Source organism: Pseudomonas sp. FBCC-B1667 (assembly GCF_059133255.1).
The window spans coordinates 2,658,428-2,679,378 of the sequence record NZ_CP101437.1 but is presented as its reverse complement, the minus strand read 5'-3'; the positions used below and the strand labels follow the sequence as shown (position 1 = coordinate 2,679,378).

Genomic DNA, 20,951 nt, shown 5'->3' with positions numbered 1-20,951 from the left:
GAATTTCAAAACATGACAACACAGCCAGACCGCCACACCGTCGATCTGGCTGTTTCTGAACCACACCCGACGCCCTCAAACCCGGACGTTGCGTCCCGGCAGCGTCGAGCGCTGGCTGGTTTCCCAATCCTGCACCAGCCCGACCGGTGCATCAGAGGCCGGCAGCATGTTGCGCCCGCGCACCAGATCGCTGGCCCGCTCGGCGAGCATGATGGTCGGTGCGTTGAGGTTGCCATTCGGTTCGGTCGGGAACACCGACGAGTCGATCACGCGCAACCCGGCGATGCCATGTACACGCAACTCGGAATCCACCACCGCCAGGTCGTCCTCGCCCATGCGGCACGAACCGCAAGGGTGGTAGGTACTCTCGAGGTTGTCACGCACAAAGGCGTCGAGCTCTTCATCGGTATTCACCAGCGGGCCGGGGGCGATTTCGCCGTCGCGGAAACGGTCCATCGCTTTCTGGCCGATGATCTCCCGGGTCAGGCGGATGCAGCGGCGAAAGCCTTCGCGATCCTCTTCCCGTTGCAAGTAATTGAACTGGATCTGCGGATGCTCGTACGGGTCTGCCGAGCGGGCGCGCACATAGCCGCGGCTCTTGGGTTTGTTCGGACCGGTGAGCACCATGAAGCCGTGGCCCTTGATCGGTTTGTTGCCGTCATATCGCATGGCGGCGGGCAGGAAGTGGAACTGGATGTCAGGCCAGCGCAGGCCCTTGTCCGAGCGAATGAAACCACCGGCCTCGAAATGGTTGGTGGCGCCGAGCCCGTCCTTGAACAGCAGCCAGCGCAGACCGATCATCAGTTTGCTCAGCGGGTCCATTTTGCTGTTGAGGGTCACCGGTTCCTTGCAGCCGAACTGGATGTACACCTCGGCGTGATCCTGCAGGTTCTCCCCTACCCCCGGCAAATCATGGCGCACGCCGATCCCGGCTTTGCGCAGGACCTCGGCCGGACCGATACCGGAGCGTTGCAGCAGGTGCGGCGAACCGATGGGGCCGGAAGAGATCAGTACTTCGCGGTGGCAGTAAACCTGGTGGGTCTGGCCATCGTGGTCATACATGACACCGACCGCACGTTTGCCTTCAAGGAGGATCTGGCGGGTCATCGCATGGGTGATCACCGTCAGGTTCGGACGGCCCATGGCCGGGCGCAAATAGGCGTTGGCCGTGGAGCAGCGCACGCCGTTTTTCACGGTCATGTGCATGGCGCCGAACCCTTCCTGCATGTAGCCGTTGCAGTCTTCGGTCTTGATGTACCCGGCTTCGGCACCGGCTTCGACCCACGCCCCATACAGCGGGTTTTTCATGTGATTGCCGTTGGTGGTGTGCAGCGGCCCGGTGCCGCCGCGATAGCCGTCGCCCCCCTCCTCGTAATGTTCTGCCCGTTTGAAGTACGGCAGGCAATTGCGGTAGCCCCAGCCTTGGGCACCGAGGGATTCCCACTCGTCGAAGTCGTAGGCGTGGCCACGGATGTAGACCAGACCATTGATCGACGAAGAACCGCCCAGCACCTTGCCACGCGGGCAATGGATGCGTCGCCCGTTGAGGAACGGCTCTGGCTCGGTTTCGTAGCGCCAGTTGTACTTCTTGGTGTTCATCGGGATCGAGAACGCGCTCGGCATCTGGATCACCACACTGCGGTCGCTGCCCCCGAATTCCAGCACCAACACCGAAGTCGCAGGATCTTCACTCAAGCGGTTGGCCAACACACAACCCGCCGAGCCGGCGCCAATGATGATGTAGTCGTATTTTTGCGTAGCCATGGTTATCTCCCGGCTTGCGATTCGTTGAAAACAGCTGACGAGCGAAAGCTCAGCGAGTCGCCGGTGGTGTATTGCGGAGAGGTTTTCTCGATGTGCTGGATCACGGTTTCTTCGCGCTTGAGATCAATCGAGCGGCTGAACCAGTAGTACACCAGTCCCGAGACAATCAACCCGACCAGCCAGGCGATGTCGATGCTGCCCAACGCTTTGGCGAGCGGACCGACATAGACCTCGCGCTGCTCGACCCCGTCGTAGATGTAGAAGAACGGGATCATCGACACGAAACCGATGGCATACGCGGCGATGCCACGCAGGCCCCAGTTGCCGTAGATGTTGCCGTGGGGCATGAAGAAGTGCGGGATGGCGTAGCGGCCCCTGCGCACGAAGAAGTAGTCCGTCAGGTTGACCGAGGTCCAGGGCACCAGGAAGTACAGCATGACCACCAGATAGATCCCCAGCACCGACAAGCCTTTGCCCGAACTCTGGATGCTCAGGGCCACGCCGAGTTGCAGCAGAATCACAAAACCGATCGCCAGAATCCGTGCCTTGCGGGTCGGTTTGATGTGCTTGATGGAGTCGACGCAGGTCAGCGTGGTCAGTTTCGCGCTGTAGATGTTCATCGCGATCACCGGCAGGAACGCCAGGATGGTGATCACCACTACCGCTGTGCCGATCAGCGGCGAGACCACGTTGCCGACTTGTCCAAGAGCGACGAGCACGTCCGTGGAATGCAGGTGATCCGCCAACCAGCCACCCACCGAAATCATCCATGCGCCGGACAACGAGGCGCCAAGAAACACCACGGCAATCAGCTTGCCGCTGGAGGTGTTCTTCGGCAGGTAACGGGAATAATCGGACACGTACGGGGCGTAGGCGATGTTGTAACTGGCCGCCGCCGCGAACTGAGCGATGAAACCGGTCCAGTTGAAGCCCAACGGTGCCGGCGCGACTTCTCCCGCCGCCAACACCGGCATCGCCGCATCGGGCACCCAGCCCATCATTACCGCCAGCGTCACCAGGCCGTACAACGGAATCGACAGGTACAACGCCCATTTGAAGCTGCGGTGCATCCAGTCATGACCAAGGATCGCCAGGACCGCCGCCGGTATCGTCACCGCCACCGCAATCGCCCAGGGATGGAAGCCGAATAGGGTGTGCAATCCCTGCATCATCAACACCAGGTTGACGATGTTGAACCCGGCAAACACAAACAGCGTCGCCAGCAGCACGAGGATCACACCGCGATAGCCGAACTGCGCCCGCGACTGGATCATTTGCGGCAAACCCAGGTGCGGACCCTGTGAACCATGGAACGCCATGAACAGCGTGCCGAACATGATGCCCAGCGTGCCGGCGAGTGTGGTCCAGAGCGCGGTCAGGCCCACGCTTGGGCCGACGAAGCCGATGGTCATGGTGAAGAAAGTGAAGTTACCGAGGAACCAGAACGGGCCTTGGCTCGACAATTTGTCGGTGCGTTCGTGTTCCGGGATGAAGTCGATCGAATGGCTTTCGACGATCGGTTTATCGTCGAGGAGCGACACGCTAGGAGCGGCTTTGGCGTCAGTGTTCATGATGGACTCTTATTGTTGGAAGATCATGACGGAACTGCATTCCTTGCGATGAGCACCAGTGGTGAGGGAGCTTGCTTCCTCACCACTGGTGCTGCTTAAGGCAACGTGATCCACACGGCTTTGGTTTCGAGCAGGTAATCAAGCTGCTCGGCACCCAGGTCCTTGCCGAAACCGGACTGCTTGTAGCCACCGAACGGCATCGACGGGTCGAGGGTGCCGTGGGCGTTGACGTAGACCGAACCGGCCTTCAACCGTGGGATCAGGCTGTGCACCTTGCCCAGGTCATTGGAATACAGCGCGGCGGCCAGGCCGTACACCGAGTCATTGGCCAGGGCCAGCGCCTCTTCCTCATCGTCGAATGGTGCAGTGACCAGCACCGGACCAAAAATCTCTTCCTGGACAATGCGCATGTCGTTGCGGCAATGGGCGAAGATGGTCGGCTCGACGAAGAAGCCAGGGCCATCGACGGGTTGGCCGCCGTAGACCAGTTCGGCGCCTTCCTGCTTGCCGGTTTCGATGTACTCGGTCACCCGCTGCTTTTGCAGTGCCGAGACCAGCGGGCCAATGAAACAGTCTGGATCCAGACCCGGTGCAATCTTCAGCGTGCGGGTATACGCGATCAGCTCACGCAGAAATTCGTCGTACACACTGCGATGAATATAGGCGCGTGTTCCGGCGTCGCACACCTGGCCCGAGTTGAAAAACACACCGTTGGCGACCGCTTGCGCCGCCGAAGGGATGTCTGCATCAGCCAACACGATTACCGGCGATTTTCCTCCCAGTTCCAGGGTTAGTCGCTTCATTTCGTCCAGCGCCGCGCGCCCGACGGTACGGCCGACCGGGGTCGAGCCGGTAAAGGTCAATTTGTCGATGCCTGGGTGCGTGGCCATCGCCGCGCCGACCACGCTGCCGCGCCCGGAAACAATGTTGATCACGCCATCGGGAATCCCCGCCTGCTGCACCAGTTCAGCAAACCGCAGGGCCGACAGCGAGGTCAGTTCTGCGGGTTTGACCACCACGGTGCATCCGGTGGCCAGCGCAGCGCCGAGCTTCCAGGCCATGGTTTGCAGCGGGAAGTTCCACGGCACGATCGCGCCGACCACCCCCACCGCTTCCTTGCGCGTATACGCCAGGTAGTTGCCAGGCAACGAAGGCTCGACGGTGCGCCCATGCAGTTTGGTCGCCCACCCGGCGAAATATCGCAAGGTATCGACGGTGCCCTGGATATCGACGTCCTTGGCAAATGCTACCGACTTGCCCATGTCGATCGATTCGATTTCAGCCAGTTCTGCGGCGTTCTGTTCAACCAGGTCCGCCAGGCGCTGCATCAAGCGTTCGCGCTCGACCGGTTTCGCCCGACTCCAGGCGCCGCTGTCAAACTGTGCGCGCGCGGCTTGCACGGCGCGGTCCAGATCCTCGGTGGTGCCCATCGGAATCCGGGTGATCAGGCCTTCGGTCGACGGCTCGATGACGTCGGAAGTCTGTCCGTCGCTGGCCTCGACAAAAGCGCCACCGATGAACATCTTCTTGACCTTGCTGAGAAAGGTCTGGGTCGCTTCCGAGACACCGAATGTCTGCAGGTACTGTTTAACACTTGCGTCCATTTTTCATGCCCTCTGTGCGGCGGTCAGTTCACGCCGATTCAGTGGTGGTTGCGCTCACGGGGTGCTTCGCCTGAGCCCGTTCATGGAAGATGAAACCGATACTGTTAAGCAGCAGTTGCGCCGCCAGAATCGAGGTCATGCCGCTCGGGTCATACACCGGTGCCACCTCCACCAGGTCCATGCCGACAATGTTGCCTTTGCTGCGCTTGGCGAGTGCCTGGATAATTTCCAGCACTTCGTAGTAGAGGAAACCGCCGTGGCTCGGGGTGCCGGTGCCAGGGGCGATGGACGGGTCGAAACCGTCGATGTCGATGGTGATGTAGTAGTTGATGTTCTGCGGGATCAGCGCCAGCACACCCTCGACGCCGAGACGACGGACATCACGCACCGAGAGGATTTTCGAGCCGGCAGCGTGAGCCGCTTCGTAGTCATCACGGTTGGACGACGAGACGTTGCGAATGCCCATCTGGGTCATGCCGACAATGTGGTTCATTTCCGAGGCGCGACGCAGCGGGTTGCCATGGCCGTAGCGCACACCGTGGCGTTCGTCGACGAAATCCAGGTGCGCATCGAAGTGGATGATGTGGATCGGGCCGCGGCCCTCGAAAGCTTTGATCACCGGTGCGTGTACCGAGTGGTCGCCGCCCAGAACGACGGGCATGACACCGGCATCGAGGATCTTGCGCACGGCGTATTCGGTGTTTTCGTTACTGGTGACCATGTCGGTATGGACGATGTCGGCGTCACCGACGTCGACCATGCGCACGTCGGCGGCGGTCAGGTACATCACGTCGTCTTCATGGTCGTAGGCGCCGGCATGGCCGAAGGAAAACAGCGTCGATGCTTCGCGAATCCCGCGTGGCCCGAAGCGTGCGCCGGAGCGCCATTGGGTGCCCATATCGTTGGGCACACCGAGCACCGCAACGTCGGCATCCAGCGCGTCCCAATCGGTGCACACCGGGGATTTGCCAAAGGTGCAATGACCTACGAATGGCAGGTTCAGGCGACCGGATTCATAACCGTTATTCGACATTTCAAGCCTCTCCACTTTTTGTTATCGGCTGGGCGGACTGCAAGGCGACCGCCGTTGGAAAGACTATGGGCGCAGGTTTTCGTGGAAAAAATGCTAAACATCAGATACTCATATCGGTATTGCCGATGCATCCACACGCGGGAGGTTCAAGGTGATTCAGCTCCACGATGTCGATCTGAAATTGCTCAGGGTGTTTGCCACGATTGTCCGGTGTGGGGGCTTTTCCGCCGCGCAGGCCGCGTTGAACGCCGGCCAGTCGACCATCAGTGAGCAGATGACTCATCTGGAAACCCGGCTCGGGGTCAAACTCTGTCAGCGCGGGCGCAGCGGGTTTCGCCTGACCGAGCAAGGCGTGGCGATTCATGAAGCGACGCAGCGCCTGCTCTCGGCGGTGGAAAACTTCTGCATGGACGCCGACGTGCTCAAGCAGCACATCAGCGGCAAGCTCAACCTGGGGATCATCGACACCACCATCACCGACCCCGATTCGCCGCTGCCGCGCACCACTCAGCGGTTCGTGTCCCGGGGGCATGACGTGCACCTCAACGTGTACGTCGGCACCCCCGCCGAACTCGAAGAACGGGTGCTCGACGGTCGACTGCACCTGGCCATCGGGCACTTCCCGATCCATGTGCCAGGCCTGCTGCACACCCCGCTGTATCAAGAGGCCTTGGGCTTGTACTGCGGGCGCCGGCATCCGCTGTATGGCAACAAGGCCGAAGGCGACGAACTGCTCGAAGAAATCGCCGCGAGCCGCATTGTCGTGCGCGGCTACATGCAGCAATACGACCTCGAACATTTGGGGGTCAGCAAAGCCGCCGCGACCGTGGACAACATCGAGGCGCTGGCCATTTTGCTGATCTCCGGGGCCTACCTGGGCTTTCTACCGGCGCACTTTGCCGCACAGTGGATCAAGACCGGGGAGATGCACCAACTGGCACCGAACAGCCTGCAATTGATGTCGCCGTTCGACGTGATTACCCGACGCGGCACAGCCCCACCGCCGATCCTTCAGGCCTTCCTCGAAGACCTGTCGGCGTGCTCACGTAAAACCGCCGGCGGCTGATATCCCGCTCGCCATACTCGAAGCGTGCCCGGCATACTCATTGGCGCAACCACCTTGTTCACCACCCTTGCAGGCCCGTCATGCGCATCCACGTCACCTTCATCGACCGCGTCGGCATCACCCAGGAAGTGCTGGCCCTGCTCGGTGGGCGCCGGTTCAATCTGGACGCCGTCGAGATGGTGCCGCCGAACGTTTACATCGATGCACCGACCCTCGGTGCCGAGGTACTGGAAGAGTTGCGCGAGGCTTTTCTCGGTGTGCAGGGCGTACAAGCGGTGACGATGGTCGACATCCTTCCGGGGCAACGCCGCAGCTTGCAGCTCGATGCCTTGCTCGCTGCCAGTACCGACGCGGTGTTGGCCGTGGATGATCGCGGTGTTGTGCTGCTGGCCAACCCGGCGCTGATTGCTTTGTGCGGGCGCGAACCGGCCGGTGAGTCGCTGACGACGCTGTTTGATGATCCATCGCTGCAACACACCCTGATCGAACACCATTTCCGCCTGCCGATGCACGAGGTCAGCCTGGGCGGACAGACGTTGTTGCTGGACGCGATGCCGATCACCGACGCCGGCGCCCTGCTGACCCTTTATCACCCAAACCGCATCGGCGAACGCCTGTCGGCGCTGCACCATGACCATGCCGAAGGGTTCGATGCGCTGCTGGGCGAGTCCCCGGCAATTCGTACGCTCAAGGCCCGTGCCCAGCGCGTGGCGACCCTCGACGCGCCGCTGTTGATCCAGGGCGAAACCGGCACCGGCAAAGAGCTGGTCGCCCGCGCCTGCCACGCGATCAGCACACGTCGCGAGGCACCTTTTCTCGCCCTGAACTGCGCGGCCCTCCCGGAAAGCCTCGCCGAAAGCGAACTGTTCGGCTACGCCGCCGGCGCGTTCACTGGCGCCCAGCGCGGCGGCAAACTCGGCCTGCTGGAACTGGCGGATCAGGGCACGGTGTTTCTTGATGAAGTGGGCGAGATGTCGCCCTACTTGCAAGCCAAGTTGCTGCGCTTTTTGAGCGATGGCTGCTTCCGCCGGGTAGGTGGGGATCGCGAGGTCAAAGTCAACGTTCGGGTGCTGAGTGCAACTCACCGGGATCTGGAAAAAATGGTCAGCGAAGGCCACTTTCGCGAAGACCTGTTCTATCGCCTCAACGTGCTCAACCTGCAGGTGCCGCCGCTGCGTGAACGCGGCCACGACATCCTGTTGATGGCCAACCATTTCATGCAACAGGCCTGCGCGCAGATCCAGCGCCCGGTCTGCCGTTTGGCCCCCAGCACCTTTGCCGCCCTGCTGGGTAACCGCTGGCCGGGCAATGTGCGGCAACTGCAAAACGTGATTTTCCGCGCGGCGGCCATTTGCGAAAACCCGTTGGTGGATATCGACGATCTGGACATCGCCCGCACGGCTGTAGAGCGCCAGAATGACGGTGAAGTCGGCAGCCTGGAAGAAGCCGTCGAAGGGTTTGAAAAGAACCTGCTGGAGCAGCTTTACCGCAGCTACCCGTCCAGCCGCCTGCTCGCCGCCCGCCTGGAAACCTCCCACAGCGCCATCGCCATTCGCCTGCGCAAATATGGCATCCCGGCCAAATCCTGAGTCCCTCCCTTTTCCCCCAAACAACAAAAATCCCCTGTGGCGTGCTGGGGTGACTGTTTGCAAATCGATACAGCGTATCGAATTCAAGACACACCGCCTCCACCCCGTGTTTTCTTGCCCTGCTCGCTACACGTCTTTTGCCCGTATTGATTTCAATACAGATGGCGTTAGCCTCTTCACCCTAAAACCTTATAAACCCTTGATTTAAAACAAATAGAAAACATTGGCACCCCCCTTGCTATCACTCCTGCAACCACGCTCGTTGCCCGTCGCGAGCCTGTAAACGTCATCCGCCACCAGCAGCGGATGGGTCAGAACAATGAGGAGTGGGTATGAGCGAATTGCGTTTTACCGTTGATCACGAATGGCTTCGGCTCGAACGTGATGGCCTGATCACCGTGGGAATCACGCCATACGCGCAGCAGGCGTTGGGTGATGTGGTGTTCGTGCAAGTGCCGGAGTTGGGGACGTTTGGCGCCGGTGATGAAGTGGCGGTGCTGGAGTCGGTGAAAGCAGCCAGCAACATCGGCATGCCGCTCGACGGTGAAGTGGTCGAAGTCAACACGACGCTGGAATCCTCACCGGAATGGGTCAACGAAGACTCACTGGGCGAAGGCTGGTTCTTTCGTTTCAGACCGGCCGACACCGAGGCCTTCCACCACCTGCTGGATCATGACGCCTACGCGCGCCTGACCCAGGAATCCGCCGAAGCCTGAACCCCCTTTTCGCCTACAACACAGGACACCACCATGTTCAGCAAACACGACCAAATCAAAGGCTACGACGACGAACTGTTGGCAGCGATGAACGCTGAAGACGCACGGCAGGAACACCACATCGAGTTGATCGCCTCCGAGAACTACACCAGCCAACGGGTGATGGAAGCGCAAGGCAGCGGCCTGACCAACAAGTACGCCGAAGGCTATCCCGGCAAGCGTTATTACGGCGGTTGCGAACACGTTGACGTGGTCGAGCAACTGGCGATTGATCGCGCCAAGCAATTGTTCGGCGCCGACTACGCCAACGTCCAGCCGCACTCCGGCAGCCAGGCCAACGCCGCGGTGTTTCTCGCGCTGCTGCAAGCCGGCGACACCGTGCTCGGCATGAGCCTGGCCCACGGCGGTCACTTGACCCACGGCGCCAAAGTCAGTTTCGCCGGAAAGCTCTACAACGCGGTGCAGTACGGCATCGACACCGATACCGGCCTGATCAACTACGATGAAGTCGAGCGTCTGGCGGTTGAGCGCAAGCCGAAAATGATCATCGCCGGGTTCTCCGCTTATTCGAAGACCCTGGACTTCCCACGCTTCCGTGCGATTGCCGACAAGGTGGGCGCTTATCTGTTCGTCGACATGGCTCACGTCGCGGGGCTGGTGGCGACCGGTTTGTACCCGAACCCGATCCCCTTCGCCGACGTCGTCACCACGACCACTCACAAAACCCTGCGCGGTCCGCGTGGCGGCTTGATCCTGGCCAAGGCGAATCCGGAGCTGGAGAAGAAGTTCAACGCCGCGGTGTTCCCCGGCGGTCAGGGCGGCCCGCTGATGCACGTGATCGCGGCCAAAGCGGTGTGCTTCAAGGAAGCGCTGGAGCCCGGTTTCAAAACCTATCAGGCACAGGTGATCCGCAATGCCCAGGCGATGGCCAAGGTGTTTATCGACCGTGGGTTCGACGTGGTGTCCGGTGGCACCGACAACCACCTGTTCCTGGTCAGCCTGATCCGCCAGGGCCTGACCGGCAAAGACGCCGACGCCGCGCTCGGCCGCGCTGGGATTACGGTGAACAAGAACGCCGTGCCCAACGACCCGCAATCACCGTTCGTGACGTCGGGGTTGCGCATTGGCACGCCGGCGATCACCAGCCGTGGTTTCAAGGAAGCGCAAAGTATCGGGTTGGCGGGATGGATCTGCGACTTGCTTGATCACCTCGGTGATGCCGACGTTGAGGCGCAGGTCGCCAAACAAGCCGCCGCCATGTGCCGCGACTTCCCGGTCTACCGCGACTGATCAGGCCACCCACCCCCCCCTGTGGTAGCGAGCTTGCTCGCGATGGCGGCAGTTCAAGCGCCGCAAAACGGCAGTCTGAGTAATCGCTCCCACGCTCTGCGTGGGAACGTTCAAACGTGGTGCGGCTTACTGCTTGGCCAATTCCATGATCATCCGCGACAACAGATAGATCCGCGGCGCCACGCTTTCGACCTCCGCATATTCCTCCGGCGTATGAATATTCCCGCCAACAATCCCAAAACCGTCCAGCGTCGGCGTGCCCACACCGGCCGAGAGACTGGCATCCGCCGCCCCGCCACTGCCTTCCTCGGTCAGCTTGCGGCCAATTTCTCCGTAAATCCCCTGAGCCATGGCCATCAACCGGTCCGATTCCGCCGTCTGCGGCATCGGCGGTAATCCGCGCTGAAGGGTGGTGGTGACTTCGGTATCCGCAATCAGCTTGTTTTTGGAAACCCGCACCAGATCCCTCTCTATCCGGTCAAACTCTTCCGGCACCGCCGCCCGCACATCCGCCTTGGCCGTGGCCTGGTCCGGGATCACGTTGGTCCGGTCGCCCGCCTTGATCACGGTGAAATTGATGGTGGTTTTTTTCTCCGCGTCACCCAACTGGCCGAGTTGCAGAATCTGGTGCGCGGCTTCCATGGCCGCGTTGCGCCCCAGTTCCGGCGCGACACCGGCGTGAGCGGCTTTGCCTTTGACTTCCACGACCGCCGTCGCACTGCCTTTTCGCCACACCACCAGACCATCCGCCGGGCGGCCCGGCTCGAGGTTGAGGGTCACGTCGTGGGCCTTGGCGGTTTTCTTGATCAGGTCAGTGGCGACGTCGGAGCCGGTTTCTTCACTGGCGTCGAGCAGGAACGTGATCTGCGCGTAGTCCTTGAAGTCGAGGTTTTTCAGGACTTTCAGCGCATAGATCCCGGCGACGATGCCGCCCTTGTCGTCCATCACGCCTGGCCCGTAGGCGCGACCATCCTTGATGTGGAACGGACGCTCGGCGGCCGAGCCTTCCTTGAATACGGTGTCCATGTGCGCCATCAGCAGGATTTTCGCCTTGCCGGTGCCTTTCAGCGTCGCAATCACGTGGCTGCTTTTGTCAGGTGTGTTGGGTACCAGTTCGATGGTGGCACCGAGTTTTTTCAGCTCGACGATGGCAATGTCGCGCACTTGCGTCAGGCCGGGCTCATAGCCGGAACCGGAGTCAATGTTGACCAGCCGTTCCAGCAACTTCAGGGCTTCACCCTTGTATTGCTCGGAATCGGCAAGGGCCTGTTTGTGCGGTTCAGCGAAGGCTGCAGGTGCGAAGGGGCCGAGGGCGAGGGTCAGGCCGAGGCTGGTGGCCAGCAGGGAGCGAGAGAGATTGAGCGTCATGAATCGGTCCTTGTTTCTTGTCGGGGTCAAAAACACCCTACCTGACTTAGGCGCAAGGCTCTAGACCGCATGCGACACCCACAAATGCGTGACAGAAGATCCCTTCAGGAATGAGCCTGCTCGTGATGGCGTCAGGTCAGCCGATAGATGTTGGAGCCGCCATCGCGAGCAAGCACGGCTCCCACAGGGTATTGGACTTGCCTTCAGACCGGGTCGAGCAATTCGCGATACGGCGTGCCATCGGTACGGCAAATGACCCGATTACGGCCTGTGGTCTTGGCTTCATACAACGCCTGATCGGCATCGTTGAGCCATAACGTCGCATCGGTATGCGCCGAACTGAAAGCTGCCAGGCCAATACTCAAGCTGACTTTCAACGCCGGGCTCTGCTCGTAACCCAGCGTGGCAAAGCGGTCGCGCAGTGCCTCCATGGTCGCGGCGGCGCTGTTCAACGGCATGTCCGGCAGGATCACGCAGAACTCGTCGCCGCCATAACGCCCGGCCACATCGGCGGAACGCAGGTTTTGCTTGAGCATTTTGCTCAACTGGCGCAACACGATGTCACCCGCGACATGGCCGTAGGTGTCATTGATCGCTTTGAAATGGTCGATGTCGATCAGTGCAATCGCCCCGCCCTGCTGCGAGCGTTGGCAGCGCTGGAATTCAACTTCAAGCTGATCCTTCCACGCACCATGGTTCAGCAGGCCGGTCAGGCTGTCGGTACGGCTCAGGGACAGCAACTCGCGCTTTTGTTGACCCAGGGCAGTGGCCTGACGGAAGCAGATCCAGCCAAGCGCCATGGGATACAGGATCAGCAGCGGCATGCAGGCAAACATCTGCACCGGTGTTGTCGACGGAATGAAAGCAGGGGTAAACGCCAACCACCCCACCCCCATCCCGAGGATTTGCGCGACGGTGCCCACCAACAGGAATCGCATGCCGCCGATGGCAACATTGTTCATCGCCATCATCGACAGCGTTGCAACGCTGGGCAATGGATTGAACTGCATGGCCGCCACCCAGAAACCGCCGAGGAAGGCGTCGACCAGGATGTTGCGGTGCTCGGCGTGAAATGGCACCTTGGCCCGACGAGCCCATTGATAGGCAACGTGCGGCCACAACACGCCGTTGAACAGCATCAACCCCCACACCCACGGTGCCGGGTCGAGCGGGCACATCGCTGCGCCCACGCACAACAATCCCAAGGCAAGGCCCAGGGTTCGCGATGTATAAAGCCTCCTGGCTAATGAAAGTCCTTTCCCCGCTTTTGCCATAGGGCCTCTGCGTCACTCAACGGTACCTGATAACACCGGGCTTGCAGGTGCGTTTGAAGTCTATCAGGGCGACGTTAAATAGCCATCACCGGTGAGCGGTCTGAATACCGGGGCATTGCCATGAGGCGAGTCGCCAATGTTTGGCTATACATGAAGGGAGGGTTCAATCAATCACTCTAAAAAGGAGGCCCATGCAGACTTTTCAAGTGTTGATCATCGGCAGCGGTTTTGGCGGTCAGTGCGCGGCGATCAATTTGCTCAAGGCCGGCATCGACGATTTTCGCTTGCTGGAGCGGCGGGACTTTTTTGGCGGCACCTGGTGCCAGAACACCTACCCCGGCGCGGCGGTGGATGTACCCTCCCCCCTTTACTCGCTGTCCTTTGCGCCCTATCGCTGGACGCAAATGTTCGCCGAACAGGCGGAACTGCACCACTACACCCAGTACGTGGTTGAACACTTCGGCCTGCGCGACAGGGTCGAACTGGAGGTCAATGTCGAACGTATCGAATGGGATGACGCCCACAAGCGCTGGGCTGTGCACACCGGCAGCAAAGGCACGTTTTACGCGCAGTTTCTGATCAACGCGACAGGGCCGTTGAGCCAACCGGTCGTCCCGCACGTCGAAGGCGTGGAACGCTTTCAGGGCAAGACATTTCACACCAACAACTGGGACCATTCCTACGATTACCGGCAACAACGCGTGGCGATCGTCGGCAGCGGCGCCAGCGCCGCGCAGGTCATCCCGGCGATTGCCCCGGACGTCGCGCACCTGCATGTGTTCCAGCGCACGCCACACTGGGTATTGCCAAGGGCTGACCGCAAGTTTGGCCCTTTCCAGCGTTGGCTGCTGGGCCTGAAACCGGCCTATAAACTGCTGCGCTGGATGATCTACTGGCAGTTCGAAACCCGGGTGATTGCCTTCAAGTACTCAAAACCGGCGATCCGCATGGTTCAGCATCAGGCCTTGCGCTTCCTCAAGCGCCAGGTGCCTGACCCCGAACTACGTCGAAAACTGACGCCGGACTTCACCATCGGCTGCAAACGCGTGCTGGTCTCCAGCACCTATTACCCGACGCTGAGCCGCCCCAACGTGACATTGCACAGTCGCGAACAGGGCATCGCTTCTATCGATGAAACCGGCATTGTCACTCAGGACGGTCAGCACATCGACCTCGACCTGATCGTCTGGTCCACCGGTTACGACGCCACTGACGGGGTGATTTCCTACCCCGTCACCGGCAAACACGGCACCCGGCTCAAGGATGTATGGGCGCAGTACCCGCGGGCCTACCTCGGCACCAGTCTGCCGGACTTCCCGAACCTGTTTATCGTCACCGGCCCCAACACCGGCATCGGCCACACTTCGGCGCTGTTTATCATCGAATCACAGATGAATTACATCCTCGATTGCATCCGTACGTTAAAAGCACTGGGTTTAAGCAGCATTGAAGTACGCCCCGAAGCGGAACGTACCTACACTGAAATGATCCATCGGGAAATGGAGCGTACTGTTTGGAAGTCTGGAGGCTGTCACAGCTGGTATCAAAGCAAGAGCGGTCATGTGATCGCCATGTTTCCGGGGTTTAGTTTCAGCTATCACCGATTGACCCGGGCCTTGAAACCCGCTGACCACATCTTGTCCTGATCACGTTTAAGGAAGTCATCCGATGCTTCTATTGGTTGTGATTATCGCGGTTATCGTGGCCTGGAGCTGGTTGAGTTATCCAACCATCGGTTATTGGCTATACGACTGGAACATGGCGATCGAGGCCAAGCTGTATCGGCTCCACAAGATTGTCGTGCCGATCAGCGAAATGACCGTCTCAACCTGGCAAGGCGGGCCTTATGAGGCGTCCAGCAGTGTGCTGATGCTGCACGGCTACAGCGCCGACAAGAACCTTTGGCTGCGCTTTGCGCGGCACTTTGTCGGGAGTCATCGGGTGATCATTCCTGACATTGCCGGCCATGGCGAAACCGGCTTCAAGGCCGGTGGTGGTTATGACATTCCGTTGCAAGCCAAGCGGATGATCCAGCTCCTCGACGTCTGCGGGGTCGAGAAGGTGCATGTGATCGGCAATTCGATGGGCGGCTACATCGCGGCGTGGATGGCGGCCACGTACCCGGACCGGATCGCCTCCGTGGCACTGATCGACCCGGCCGGGGTCACCGCGCCCGAGGCCAGTGACCTGGAGCGGCATCTGGCCAAGGGGCACAACCCGTTTCTGATTCACTCGCGCGAAGAGTTTCGGCGCTTCTACGCCATGACCATGGCCGAACCGCCGTGGGTGCCCGGCGTGGTGCTGGACGCCGTTGCCCAGCGCTATGAGCAAAACCGCGATGAACTGGAGGAAATCTTCAACGACTTTCGCGCCAGCCCGCCGATGGAGCCCAAACTGGCCGACATCAAATGCCCGGCGCTGTTGTTGTGGGGGCACAAGGACCGGTTGATCGACGTCAGCAGCGTGGCCGTCTGGAGCAAAGGCATCGTCGATCTGCGGGTGCATATCTGGGACCACATCGGGCACATGCCGATGGTCGAACAGCCTGCCAATACGGCACGTCTGTATCGCGAGTTCCTGGGATCGCTGCGCACGGAAAGCCGCTCGCACCTGTAACCCGGCCCTGTAGCAGCAGTCCTGGGGAGAATGAAGTCCGTAAGATTCTTCGTTTGTCGGCGCCGCTAAAGGCTGCGATCTTTTCGCACATCCTTTACGTCACCGCGCCAGGAATTTCTTTCATGAGCCAGTCATCCTTCGTCAGCCCTGACCTGATCCGCCAACGCTTCTCCAAAGCGATGTCCGACATGTACCGCGAAGAAGTGCCGCTGTACGGCGCACTCATGGAGTTGGTGGAGCAGACCAACCAATACGTGCTGGACAACGACCCGCAGATCGCCCGTCAGTTGAACAGCACCGGCGAAATCGAACGGCTGGACCTGGAGCGTCACGGTGCAATCCGCGTCGGCACCGCCGCAGAACTGGCCACCCTCGCCCGTTTGTTCGCGGTGATGGGCATGCAACCGGTGGGTTATTACGACCTGACCCCGGCCGGCGTGCCGGTGCATTCCACGGCGTTTCGCGCGGTTCACGAAGACGCGTTGCAGGTGAGTCCGTTCCGCGTGTTCACCTCGCTGCTGCGTCTGGAGCTGATCGAAGACCTGGAACTGCGCGCGTTCGCCCAGTCGGTGCTGGACAAGCGCCAGATCTTTACCCCGGCAGCACTGACGCTTATCGAGCGCGCTGAAACCGAGGGCGGTCTGACTGAAACCGAGTCGCAGCACTTTGTCGAACAGGCACTGGAAACCTTCCGCTGGCACCACAGCGCCACGGTCACCGCCGAGCAATACCAGAAACTCAGCGCCCAGCACCGCCTGATCGCCGACGTTGTGGCGTTCAAAGGCCCGCACATCAACCACCTGACGCCGCGCACGCTGGACATCGACATCGTTCAGGCACAGATGCCGGCCCATGGCATCACCCCCAAAGCGGTGATCGAAGGCCCACCCCGCCGCCAGTGCCCGATTCTGCTGCGTCAGACCAGTTTCAAGGCGCTGGACGAGCCCGTCGCCTTCATCGATCAAGCTGAAACCCTTGGCAGTCACAGCGCGCGCTTCGGCGAAATCGAGCAACGCGGCGCCGCGCTGACACCCAAGGGACGCGCGTTGTACGACCGTTTACTCACCGCCGCGCGGGACGAGTTGAAAGACTTCCCCAATGAAGCCAATGCTGCACGCTACAACGCGCTGATGGCGCAGCACTTTGGCGAATTCCCTGACACGTACGAAGGCATGCGCCGACAGGAACTGGCGTACTTTCGCTACTTCGTGACGGAAAAAGGCCGGGCGGCGGATGCGCTGGCATCGTTGTCGCTGGAAGATTTGCTGGACGGCGGGTATCTGCGAGTCGAACCGCTGGTGTACGAGGATTTCCTGCCAGTAAGTGCGGCGGGGATTTTCCAGTCAAACCTGGGGGATGCGGCACAAACCCACTATGGCGTGCACTCGAACCAGCAGGCGTTTGAACAGGCACTGGGGCGATTGACGATTGATGAGTTGGGGTTGTACGCCGAAACGCAACGGCGTTCAGTTGAAGAATGCTATGCCACGTTGGGCCACGCGATCTGAGGCACACCACGTGTAGCAGAGCGCACAGCCGAACGCAGGCTGCGCCAGCTGCTACAGGGATGGTGTGTTAGCGGAGCTTCGCCAGCAATGCTTCGGCGCCTGCCTGCGAAGACGCCGGGTTCTGGCCGGTGATGAGCAAGCCGTCCGTAACTACATAGCTCGCCCAGTCATCGCCCTTGGAATAATCCCCGCCCTTCTCCTTCAGCATGTCTTCCACCAGAAACGGCACGACCTTTGTCAGCTGCACCGCTTCTTCCTCCGAGTTGGTAAACCCCGTCACCTTTTTGCCTTTGACTAGCGGCTGGCCGTCCGCGCCTTTGACGTGACGCAACACACCCGGCGCATGGCAGACCGCTGCGACTGGTTTGCCGGCCTTGATGAATGCCTCTATCAGCGCAATCGAATAACTGTCTTCGGCCAAATCCCACAGAGGACCATGACCGCCGGGATAAAACACGGCGTCGTAATCCTCCGGTCTCACCGTGCTCAGCACAGCCGTTGAAGCCAACGCCGACTGGGCTGCGGAATCCTTGCGGAAACGATGCGTGGCTTCGGTTTGAAAGTCGGGCTCATCGCTTTTCGGGTCCAGCGGCGGTTGGCCCCCCTTGGGCGAGGCCAGGGTCAGTTGAGCACCGGCGTCCTTGAAGGCGAAATACGGAGCGGCAAATTCTTCCAGCCAGAAGCCGGTTTTCTTGCCCGTATCGCCCAATTGATCGTGGGACGTTAAAACCATCAGGATTTTCATGTCGTTCTCACTCCGTTTCAGGGTTTTTCGGACGCTCGACGGCGCTGTTTCTATGGACCCTGCGGCCGGTCTATTCGTTGCACCGAAACTCAGGCGCCATTGACGGGTGGCGCAAGGCCGTTATGCGCAACAAGTTGATCATCCCGCGTGACCCGCAATCCGGCCAACCTACCGGTCAGCGCGCCCACAAGCCAGTGGTCACCACCAAAGTCTACGACAAGTCCTCGCCGCTGCTGCAAGCCGCGCTGACTTCCGAAAAAAAGGGGACAGATTTACTTTTAAGAAAGAAATAAATCCGTCCCCTTTTCGCCAAGAACATTTCAAGTAACGAAGTCATTTCAGTCCAGTTCCCTAAGGAGAATGGAGCCGCTGCGTGCTGCAAGTTAACAAAGACGACTGGGGAAGAACAACAGCAGGGCGATGCAACGGACCTGCTCAACGAGTCCGAAATACACATCTACGGGCTTGGCATTCAATACAAGGCGCCTTTCATCGGCATAGTTATAATTGGCAAAAATGCAACCGCAAACGGCGTCTCAGCCATAGAGATCAAGGACCTTGCTACAACTATCACCACCTGTTTTAGTTAAGAAGGTGTTGATCTTTCTCAAGCAAAAACGGGAGTTTGAACGGCCACTTATACAACTTCCATGAACTTGTAACCCCCCAACTCCCCCCAGATAACATCCCCCAGCCGCTGCAACCTCAGCGACCGGTTTTGACAGACCGAACACGATCAAGGCACGCAAATGCCGCTTTGCCGCTCCGTTCCTACGGAGCTTCACCATGAAAAAATGTCCACACGATTCCCGCGACCCAATCGATCTCAGCCAAGCCACCCAACGCACCGTCAGCGCCCGCCTCCGCGATCCGCCCCCCCCAATCCCATCAGCCACGTCTGCGAAACCCTCGCTTCGCTCAACGTCCTCACCACCGACCTGGCCTGCAAACTCGAAGGCTCACACCGCAGCCTCGCGCTATCAATCCAGTAACTGGCGGTAGTGGGCGAATTGTTGGTGAACCGCGCGCTGGACAATCTCGACCCTCTTGGCGACACATCCGAAGCCCCACACAGCACGCAATCGTGAGAGAGGGAGGTTCACCCTTGGCTCGATACACGCCCATCACCGGCATCGACTGCCTGATCCCTTCCCTGCTGATTGATACGGAGGCGCCCCTCGAAGTGTTGCACGACACGGCGGCCTACCGAACCCGCGGTGTGACTCGACTGGGGGAAGCTCTCCTTGGGCGATTCGATCAACGGCAACAACGCGTTACGTCAGGACTTCGCCCGTGTCATTGCAATGACACTACGCGATGGCTGCAACTTGCTGGACGTCATCGGCTGACGCTTACAAAAACAAGCCGCATAAAAAAACGGGCGATCATACGATCGCCCGTTTTTATTTATTCATTGCCATCACTTCAAAGGAAGGTGTCCGCCCAGTGCTATGGCCTCGGCATTCCATGCACTGGTAAAGAGCCGTGACACTGGGCGAACGGGGGCATTTTAATAGAAGTTTGGGCATATGTCCGCTAAGCGAACATGAAATCTTCAAACACAATGTTTAACAAAATGTCGGTTGCAATACTATTTGAACCGCTACCAAAACTCACTACCTGGACATTAAAACTGATTGTTCTTGTACAAAAAACTTATACAAGAACAATCATTTTATAGAGCCAATACTCAGCTTTTGGAGTGAGCATGTACTTTCAGGACGTCTGTGTAGGTGACGGTAACGGTTTGCCCGACTTTGAGGTCTTTGAGTTTGGCTTGAACTTCCGGTCTTACGACATCAACCGTTTTTTTGTTGCCCTTGGGACCTTCGAAGGTCACTTGGTGCTTCTTCACGTCGATATGGGTAATTTTCAGCTGAACCTGTATCTGACGGTAGGCTTCACCCGCCGGCTTTTCCGAGCCTGGAGCGGCGCGAACATCGCCCGTGCGTTCGACGGAGCCTGGCAGGCCCTTGTCGATGTCGGTATCAAGGACGACCACTTCCGAGTGAGCGACCTTGATATCAACGAGATCGCCGGCTTTCAAATTGCCAAGGTTTTTCGCCTTGTCAGTCAGTTGTACAGCGACCTCATTACCATCGGGGCCTTTGAGTACGACTTGATGGGCTGCGGCGTCGACCGAGACAACGGTGGCGGTGAGCTCATCCTCTAACACGACGCCAGCCAGCGGGATATCGGCAGCCATGGCGCCGAGGCTGACAGCGGACAGCAAGGAAGCGAGGGTGATGGCTTTAGTCAGTGCGCGGAGTTTCATAGGCGGTACATTCCTTGGTAATAAAGGGCAGCAAACCGCTCTGGCTCAGGCGTCAGCGCGATGTGTGCCAATGAGCATAGACGCTCCTCAGGAAGTGTTGGCAGTTTCTTGCGCGGTGGATTCGCCGCTGTCGGTGCCTCTACCGCTTTCCTTGCGCCGGGTCGGGTCGGTGGGGCGCAAGGCGTCATTGTCGCGCTCGACTTCGCCCGGTGGCCGTGGTTCGTCGGGGTGTTCAGCGTCGGGGGTGGGTTTCATACGGGTTCTCCTCAAGCTTCAGGATCGTCAACTTCCCGGGCGACGTTTACGGCCGGCGAGTCTTTGTGCGATTGCTCGGCCCTGGCCTTCAAGTCTTGCCACTGTTGAAGGTCGATGGCGCCCTGCCCCAGCAAGTCGTCGGCCACGCGCAGCAGTTCGGCGTAATGGGCGTCGGGGGATTGTTGCCAGTAAGCCTTGTCGTCGAACAGGCGTTGCCACGCGGCAAGGTCTGGCGGTTTGAGGTCGTCGCTCATGGCGGGCTCCTGTGAACGGGCTT

17 protein-coding genes and 3 pseudogenes are annotated in these 20,951 nt (G+C 59.8%); 10 read left to right on the top strand and 10 right to left on the bottom strand.

Annotated features, from left to right (window positions below; genetic code table 11):
- Positions 1 to 75 precede the first annotated feature (75 nt).
- From betA to speB, 4 genes are all read right to left on the bottom strand, one after another.
- Positions 76 to 1,764, bottom strand: coding sequence for a choline dehydrogenase (gene betA / locus NL116_RS12070; protein WP_494377354.1), 1,689 nt, complete (start codon positions 1,762 to 1,764; stop codon positions 76 to 78).
- Between the two features lie 2 nt (positions 1,765 to 1,766).
- Positions 1,767 to 3,335, bottom strand: coding sequence for a purine-cytosine permease family protein (locus NL116_RS12065; RefSeq protein WP_494377353.1), 1,569 nt, complete (start codon positions 3,333 to 3,335; stop codon positions 1,767 to 1,769).
- A 95-nt stretch (positions 3,336 to 3,430) separates the two neighbouring features.
- A complete protein-coding gene (locus NL116_RS12060; RefSeq protein WP_494377352.1) occupies positions 3,431 to 4,939 on the bottom strand; it encodes an aldehyde dehydrogenase family protein in 1,509 nt (502 codons plus the stop codon).
- A 28-nt stretch (positions 4,940 to 4,967) separates the two neighbouring features.
- On the bottom strand, positions 4,968 to 5,972 hold the full coding sequence (speB, locus tag NL116_RS12055) for an agmatinase (RefSeq protein ID WP_494377351.1): 1,005 nt from the start codon (positions 5,970 to 5,972) through the stop codon (positions 4,968 to 4,970).
- 151 nt (positions 5,973 to 6,123) lie between these two features.
- Here speB and NL116_RS12050 point away from each other — a divergent pair, with 151 nt between their 5' ends.
- The 4 genes from NL116_RS12050 (at position 6,124) to glyA (ending at position 10,633) form a co-directional block, all read left to right on the top strand.
- Positions 6,124 to 7,038: a LysR family transcriptional regulator gene (locus NL116_RS12050; RefSeq protein WP_494377350.1), complete on the top strand. Its 915-nt coding sequence runs from the start codon at positions 6,124 to 6,126 to the stop codon at positions 7,036 to 7,038.
- Between the two features lie 80 nt (positions 7,039 to 7,118).
- The gene (gene gcsR, locus NL116_RS12045; RefSeq protein ID WP_494377349.1) at positions 7,119 to 8,627 is read left to right on the top strand and encodes a transcriptional regulator GcsR; all 1,509 of its coding nucleotides are present in this window, start codon (positions 7,119 to 7,121) and stop codon (positions 8,625 to 8,627) included.
- 332 nt (positions 8,628 to 8,959) lie between these two features.
- The gene (gcvH, locus tag NL116_RS12040; protein ID WP_494377348.1) at positions 8,960 to 9,343 is read left to right on the top strand and encodes a glycine cleavage system protein GcvH; all 384 of its coding nucleotides are present in this window, start codon (positions 8,960 to 8,962) and stop codon (positions 9,341 to 9,343) included.
- A 33-nt stretch (positions 9,344 to 9,376) separates the two neighbouring features.
- On the top strand, positions 9,377 to 10,633 hold the full coding sequence (glyA, locus tag NL116_RS12035) for a serine hydroxymethyltransferase (RefSeq protein WP_494377347.1): 1,257 nt from the start codon (positions 9,377 to 9,379) through the stop codon (positions 10,631 to 10,633).
- Between the two features lie 126 nt (positions 10,634 to 10,759).
- On the opposite strand, the gene NL116_RS12030 is transcribed toward glyA, so the two are convergent.
- Together NL116_RS12030 and NL116_RS12025 are read right to left on the bottom strand one after the other, a co-directional pair.
- Entirely contained in the window at positions 10,760 to 12,001 is a 1,242-nt protein-coding gene (locus NL116_RS12030) for a M20/M25/M40 family metallo-hydrolase (protein WP_494377346.1), read from the bottom strand.
- 203 nt (positions 12,002 to 12,204) lie between these two features.
- Positions 12,205 to 13,275, bottom strand: coding sequence for a diguanylate cyclase (locus NL116_RS12025; RefSeq protein WP_494377345.1), 1,071 nt, complete (start codon positions 13,273 to 13,275; stop codon positions 12,205 to 12,207).
- Between the two features lie 191 nt (positions 13,276 to 13,466).
- Here NL116_RS12025 and NL116_RS12020 point away from each other — a divergent pair, with 191 nt between their 5' ends.
- From NL116_RS12020 to hglS, 3 genes are all read left to right on the top strand, one after another.
- Entirely contained in the window at positions 13,467 to 14,921 is a 1,455-nt protein-coding gene (locus tag NL116_RS12020; protein ID WP_494377344.1) for a flavin-containing monooxygenase, read from the top strand.
- Positions 14,922 to 14,943: 22 nt separating this feature from the next.
- A complete protein-coding gene (locus tag NL116_RS12015) occupies positions 14,944 to 15,891 on the top strand; it encodes an alpha/beta fold hydrolase (RefSeq protein WP_494377343.1) in 948 nt (315 codons plus the stop codon).
- Positions 15,892 to 16,013: 122 nt separating this feature from the next.
- Positions 16,014 to 17,399, top strand: a complete 1,386-nt coding sequence (gene hglS, locus NL116_RS12010; RefSeq protein WP_494377342.1) for a 2-oxoadipate dioxygenase/decarboxylase HglS — start codon at positions 16,014 to 16,016, stop codon at positions 17,397 to 17,399.
- A 67-nt stretch (positions 17,400 to 17,466) separates the two neighbouring features.
- On the opposite strand, the gene NL116_RS12005 is transcribed toward hglS, so the two are convergent.
- Positions 17,467 to 18,144 (bottom strand): type 1 glutamine amidotransferase domain-containing protein, encoded by a 678-nt coding sequence (locus NL116_RS12005; RefSeq protein ID WP_494377341.1) that lies wholly within the window; start codon positions 18,142 to 18,144, stop codon positions 17,467 to 17,469.
- Between the two features lie 128 nt (positions 18,145 to 18,272).
- On the opposite strand from NL116_RS12005, the pseudogene NL116_RS12000 reads away from it, so the two are divergent.
- From NL116_RS12000 to NL116_RS11990, 3 pseudogenes are all read left to right on the top strand, one after another.
- Positions 18,273 to 18,428: pseudogene (locus NL116_RS12000) on the top strand (type VI secretion system tube protein Hcp); the annotation flags it as partial.
- 502 nt (positions 18,429 to 18,930) lie between these two features.
- Positions 18,931 to 19,232: pseudogene (locus NL116_RS11995) on the top strand (DUF6124 family protein).
- Between the two features lie 17 nt (positions 19,233 to 19,249).
- Positions 19,250 to 19,493, top strand: a pseudogene (locus NL116_RS11990) (hypothetical protein).
- A 341-nt stretch (positions 19,494 to 19,834) separates the two neighbouring features.
- On the opposite strand, the gene NL116_RS11985 reads toward NL116_RS11990, so the two are convergent.
- From NL116_RS11985 to NL116_RS11975, 3 genes are all read right to left on the bottom strand, one after another.
- Positions 19,835 to 20,419 (bottom strand): hypothetical protein, encoded by a 585-nt coding sequence (locus tag NL116_RS11985; RefSeq protein WP_494377340.1) that lies wholly within the window; start codon positions 20,417 to 20,419, stop codon positions 19,835 to 19,837.
- Positions 20,420 to 20,506: 87 nt separating this feature from the next.
- A complete protein-coding gene (locus tag NL116_RS11980; RefSeq protein ID WP_494377339.1) occupies positions 20,507 to 20,674 on the bottom strand; it encodes a hypothetical protein in 168 nt (55 codons plus the stop codon).
- 11 nt (positions 20,675 to 20,685) lie between these two features.
- Positions 20,686 to 20,928 carry a hypothetical protein gene (locus NL116_RS11975; protein ID WP_494377338.1) on the bottom strand — a complete coding sequence of 81 codons (243 nt, stop codon included), beginning with the start codon at positions 20,926 to 20,928 and terminating at the stop codon, positions 20,686 to 20,688.
- Positions 20,929 to 20,951 lie beyond the last annotated feature (23 nt).

Excerpts from the sequence above, each read along its gene's own strand:
- NL116_RS12015 (WP_494377343.1), top strand. The coding sequence starts at position 14,944 with ATGCTTCTATTGGTTGTGATTATCGCGGTTATCGTGGCCTGGAGCTGG.
- NL116_RS12025 (WP_494377345.1), bottom strand. The coding sequence starts at position 13,275 with ATGGCAAAAGCGGGGAAAGGACTTTCATTAGCCAGGAGGCTTTATACA.
- NL116_RS12030 (WP_494377346.1), bottom strand. The coding sequence starts at position 12,001 with ATGACGCTCAATCTCTCTCGCTCCCTGCTGGCCACCAGCCTCGGCCTG.
- NL116_RS11980 (WP_494377339.1), bottom strand. The coding sequence starts at position 20,674 with ATGAAACCCACCCCCGACGCTGAACACCCCGACGAACCACGGCCACCG.
- hglS (WP_494377342.1), top strand. The coding sequence starts at position 16,014 with ATGAGCCAGTCATCCTTCGTCAGCCCTGACCTGATCCGCCAACGCTTC.
- speB (WP_494377351.1), bottom strand. The coding sequence starts at position 5,972 with ATGTCGAATAACGGTTATGAATCCGGTCGCCTGAACCTGCCATTCGTA.
- NL116_RS12060 (WP_494377352.1), bottom strand. The coding sequence starts at position 4,939 with ATGGACGCAAGTGTTAAACAGTACCTGCAGACATTCGGTGTCTCGGAA.
- NL116_RS11985 (WP_494377340.1), bottom strand. The coding sequence starts at position 20,419 with ATGAAACTCCGCGCACTGACTAAAGCCATCACCCTCGCTTCCTTGCTG.
- glyA (WP_494377347.1), top strand. The coding sequence starts at position 9,377 with ATGTTCAGCAAACACGACCAAATCAAAGGCTACGACGACGAACTGTTG.
- NL116_RS12020 (WP_494377344.1), top strand. The coding sequence starts at position 13,467 with ATGCAGACTTTTCAAGTGTTGATCATCGGCAGCGGTTTTGGCGGTCAG.
- NL116_RS12065 (WP_494377353.1), bottom strand. The coding sequence starts at position 3,335 with ATGAACACTGACGCCAAAGCCGCTCCTAGCGTGTCGCTCCTCGACGAT.
- NL116_RS12005 (WP_494377341.1), bottom strand. The coding sequence starts at position 18,144 with ATGAAAATCCTGATGGTTTTAACGTCCCACGATCAATTGGGCGATACG.
- gcvH (WP_494377348.1), top strand. The coding sequence starts at position 8,960 with ATGAGCGAATTGCGTTTTACCGTTGATCACGAATGGCTTCGGCTCGAA.
- NL116_RS11975 (WP_494377338.1), bottom strand. The coding sequence starts at position 20,928 with ATGAGCGACGACCTCAAACCGCCAGACCTTGCCGCGTGGCAACGCCTG.
- betA (WP_494377354.1), bottom strand. The coding sequence starts at position 1,764 with ATGGCTACGCAAAAATACGACTACATCATCATTGGCGCCGGCTCGGCG.
- gcsR (WP_494377349.1), top strand. The coding sequence starts at position 7,119 with ATGCGCATCCACGTCACCTTCATCGACCGCGTCGGCATCACCCAGGAA.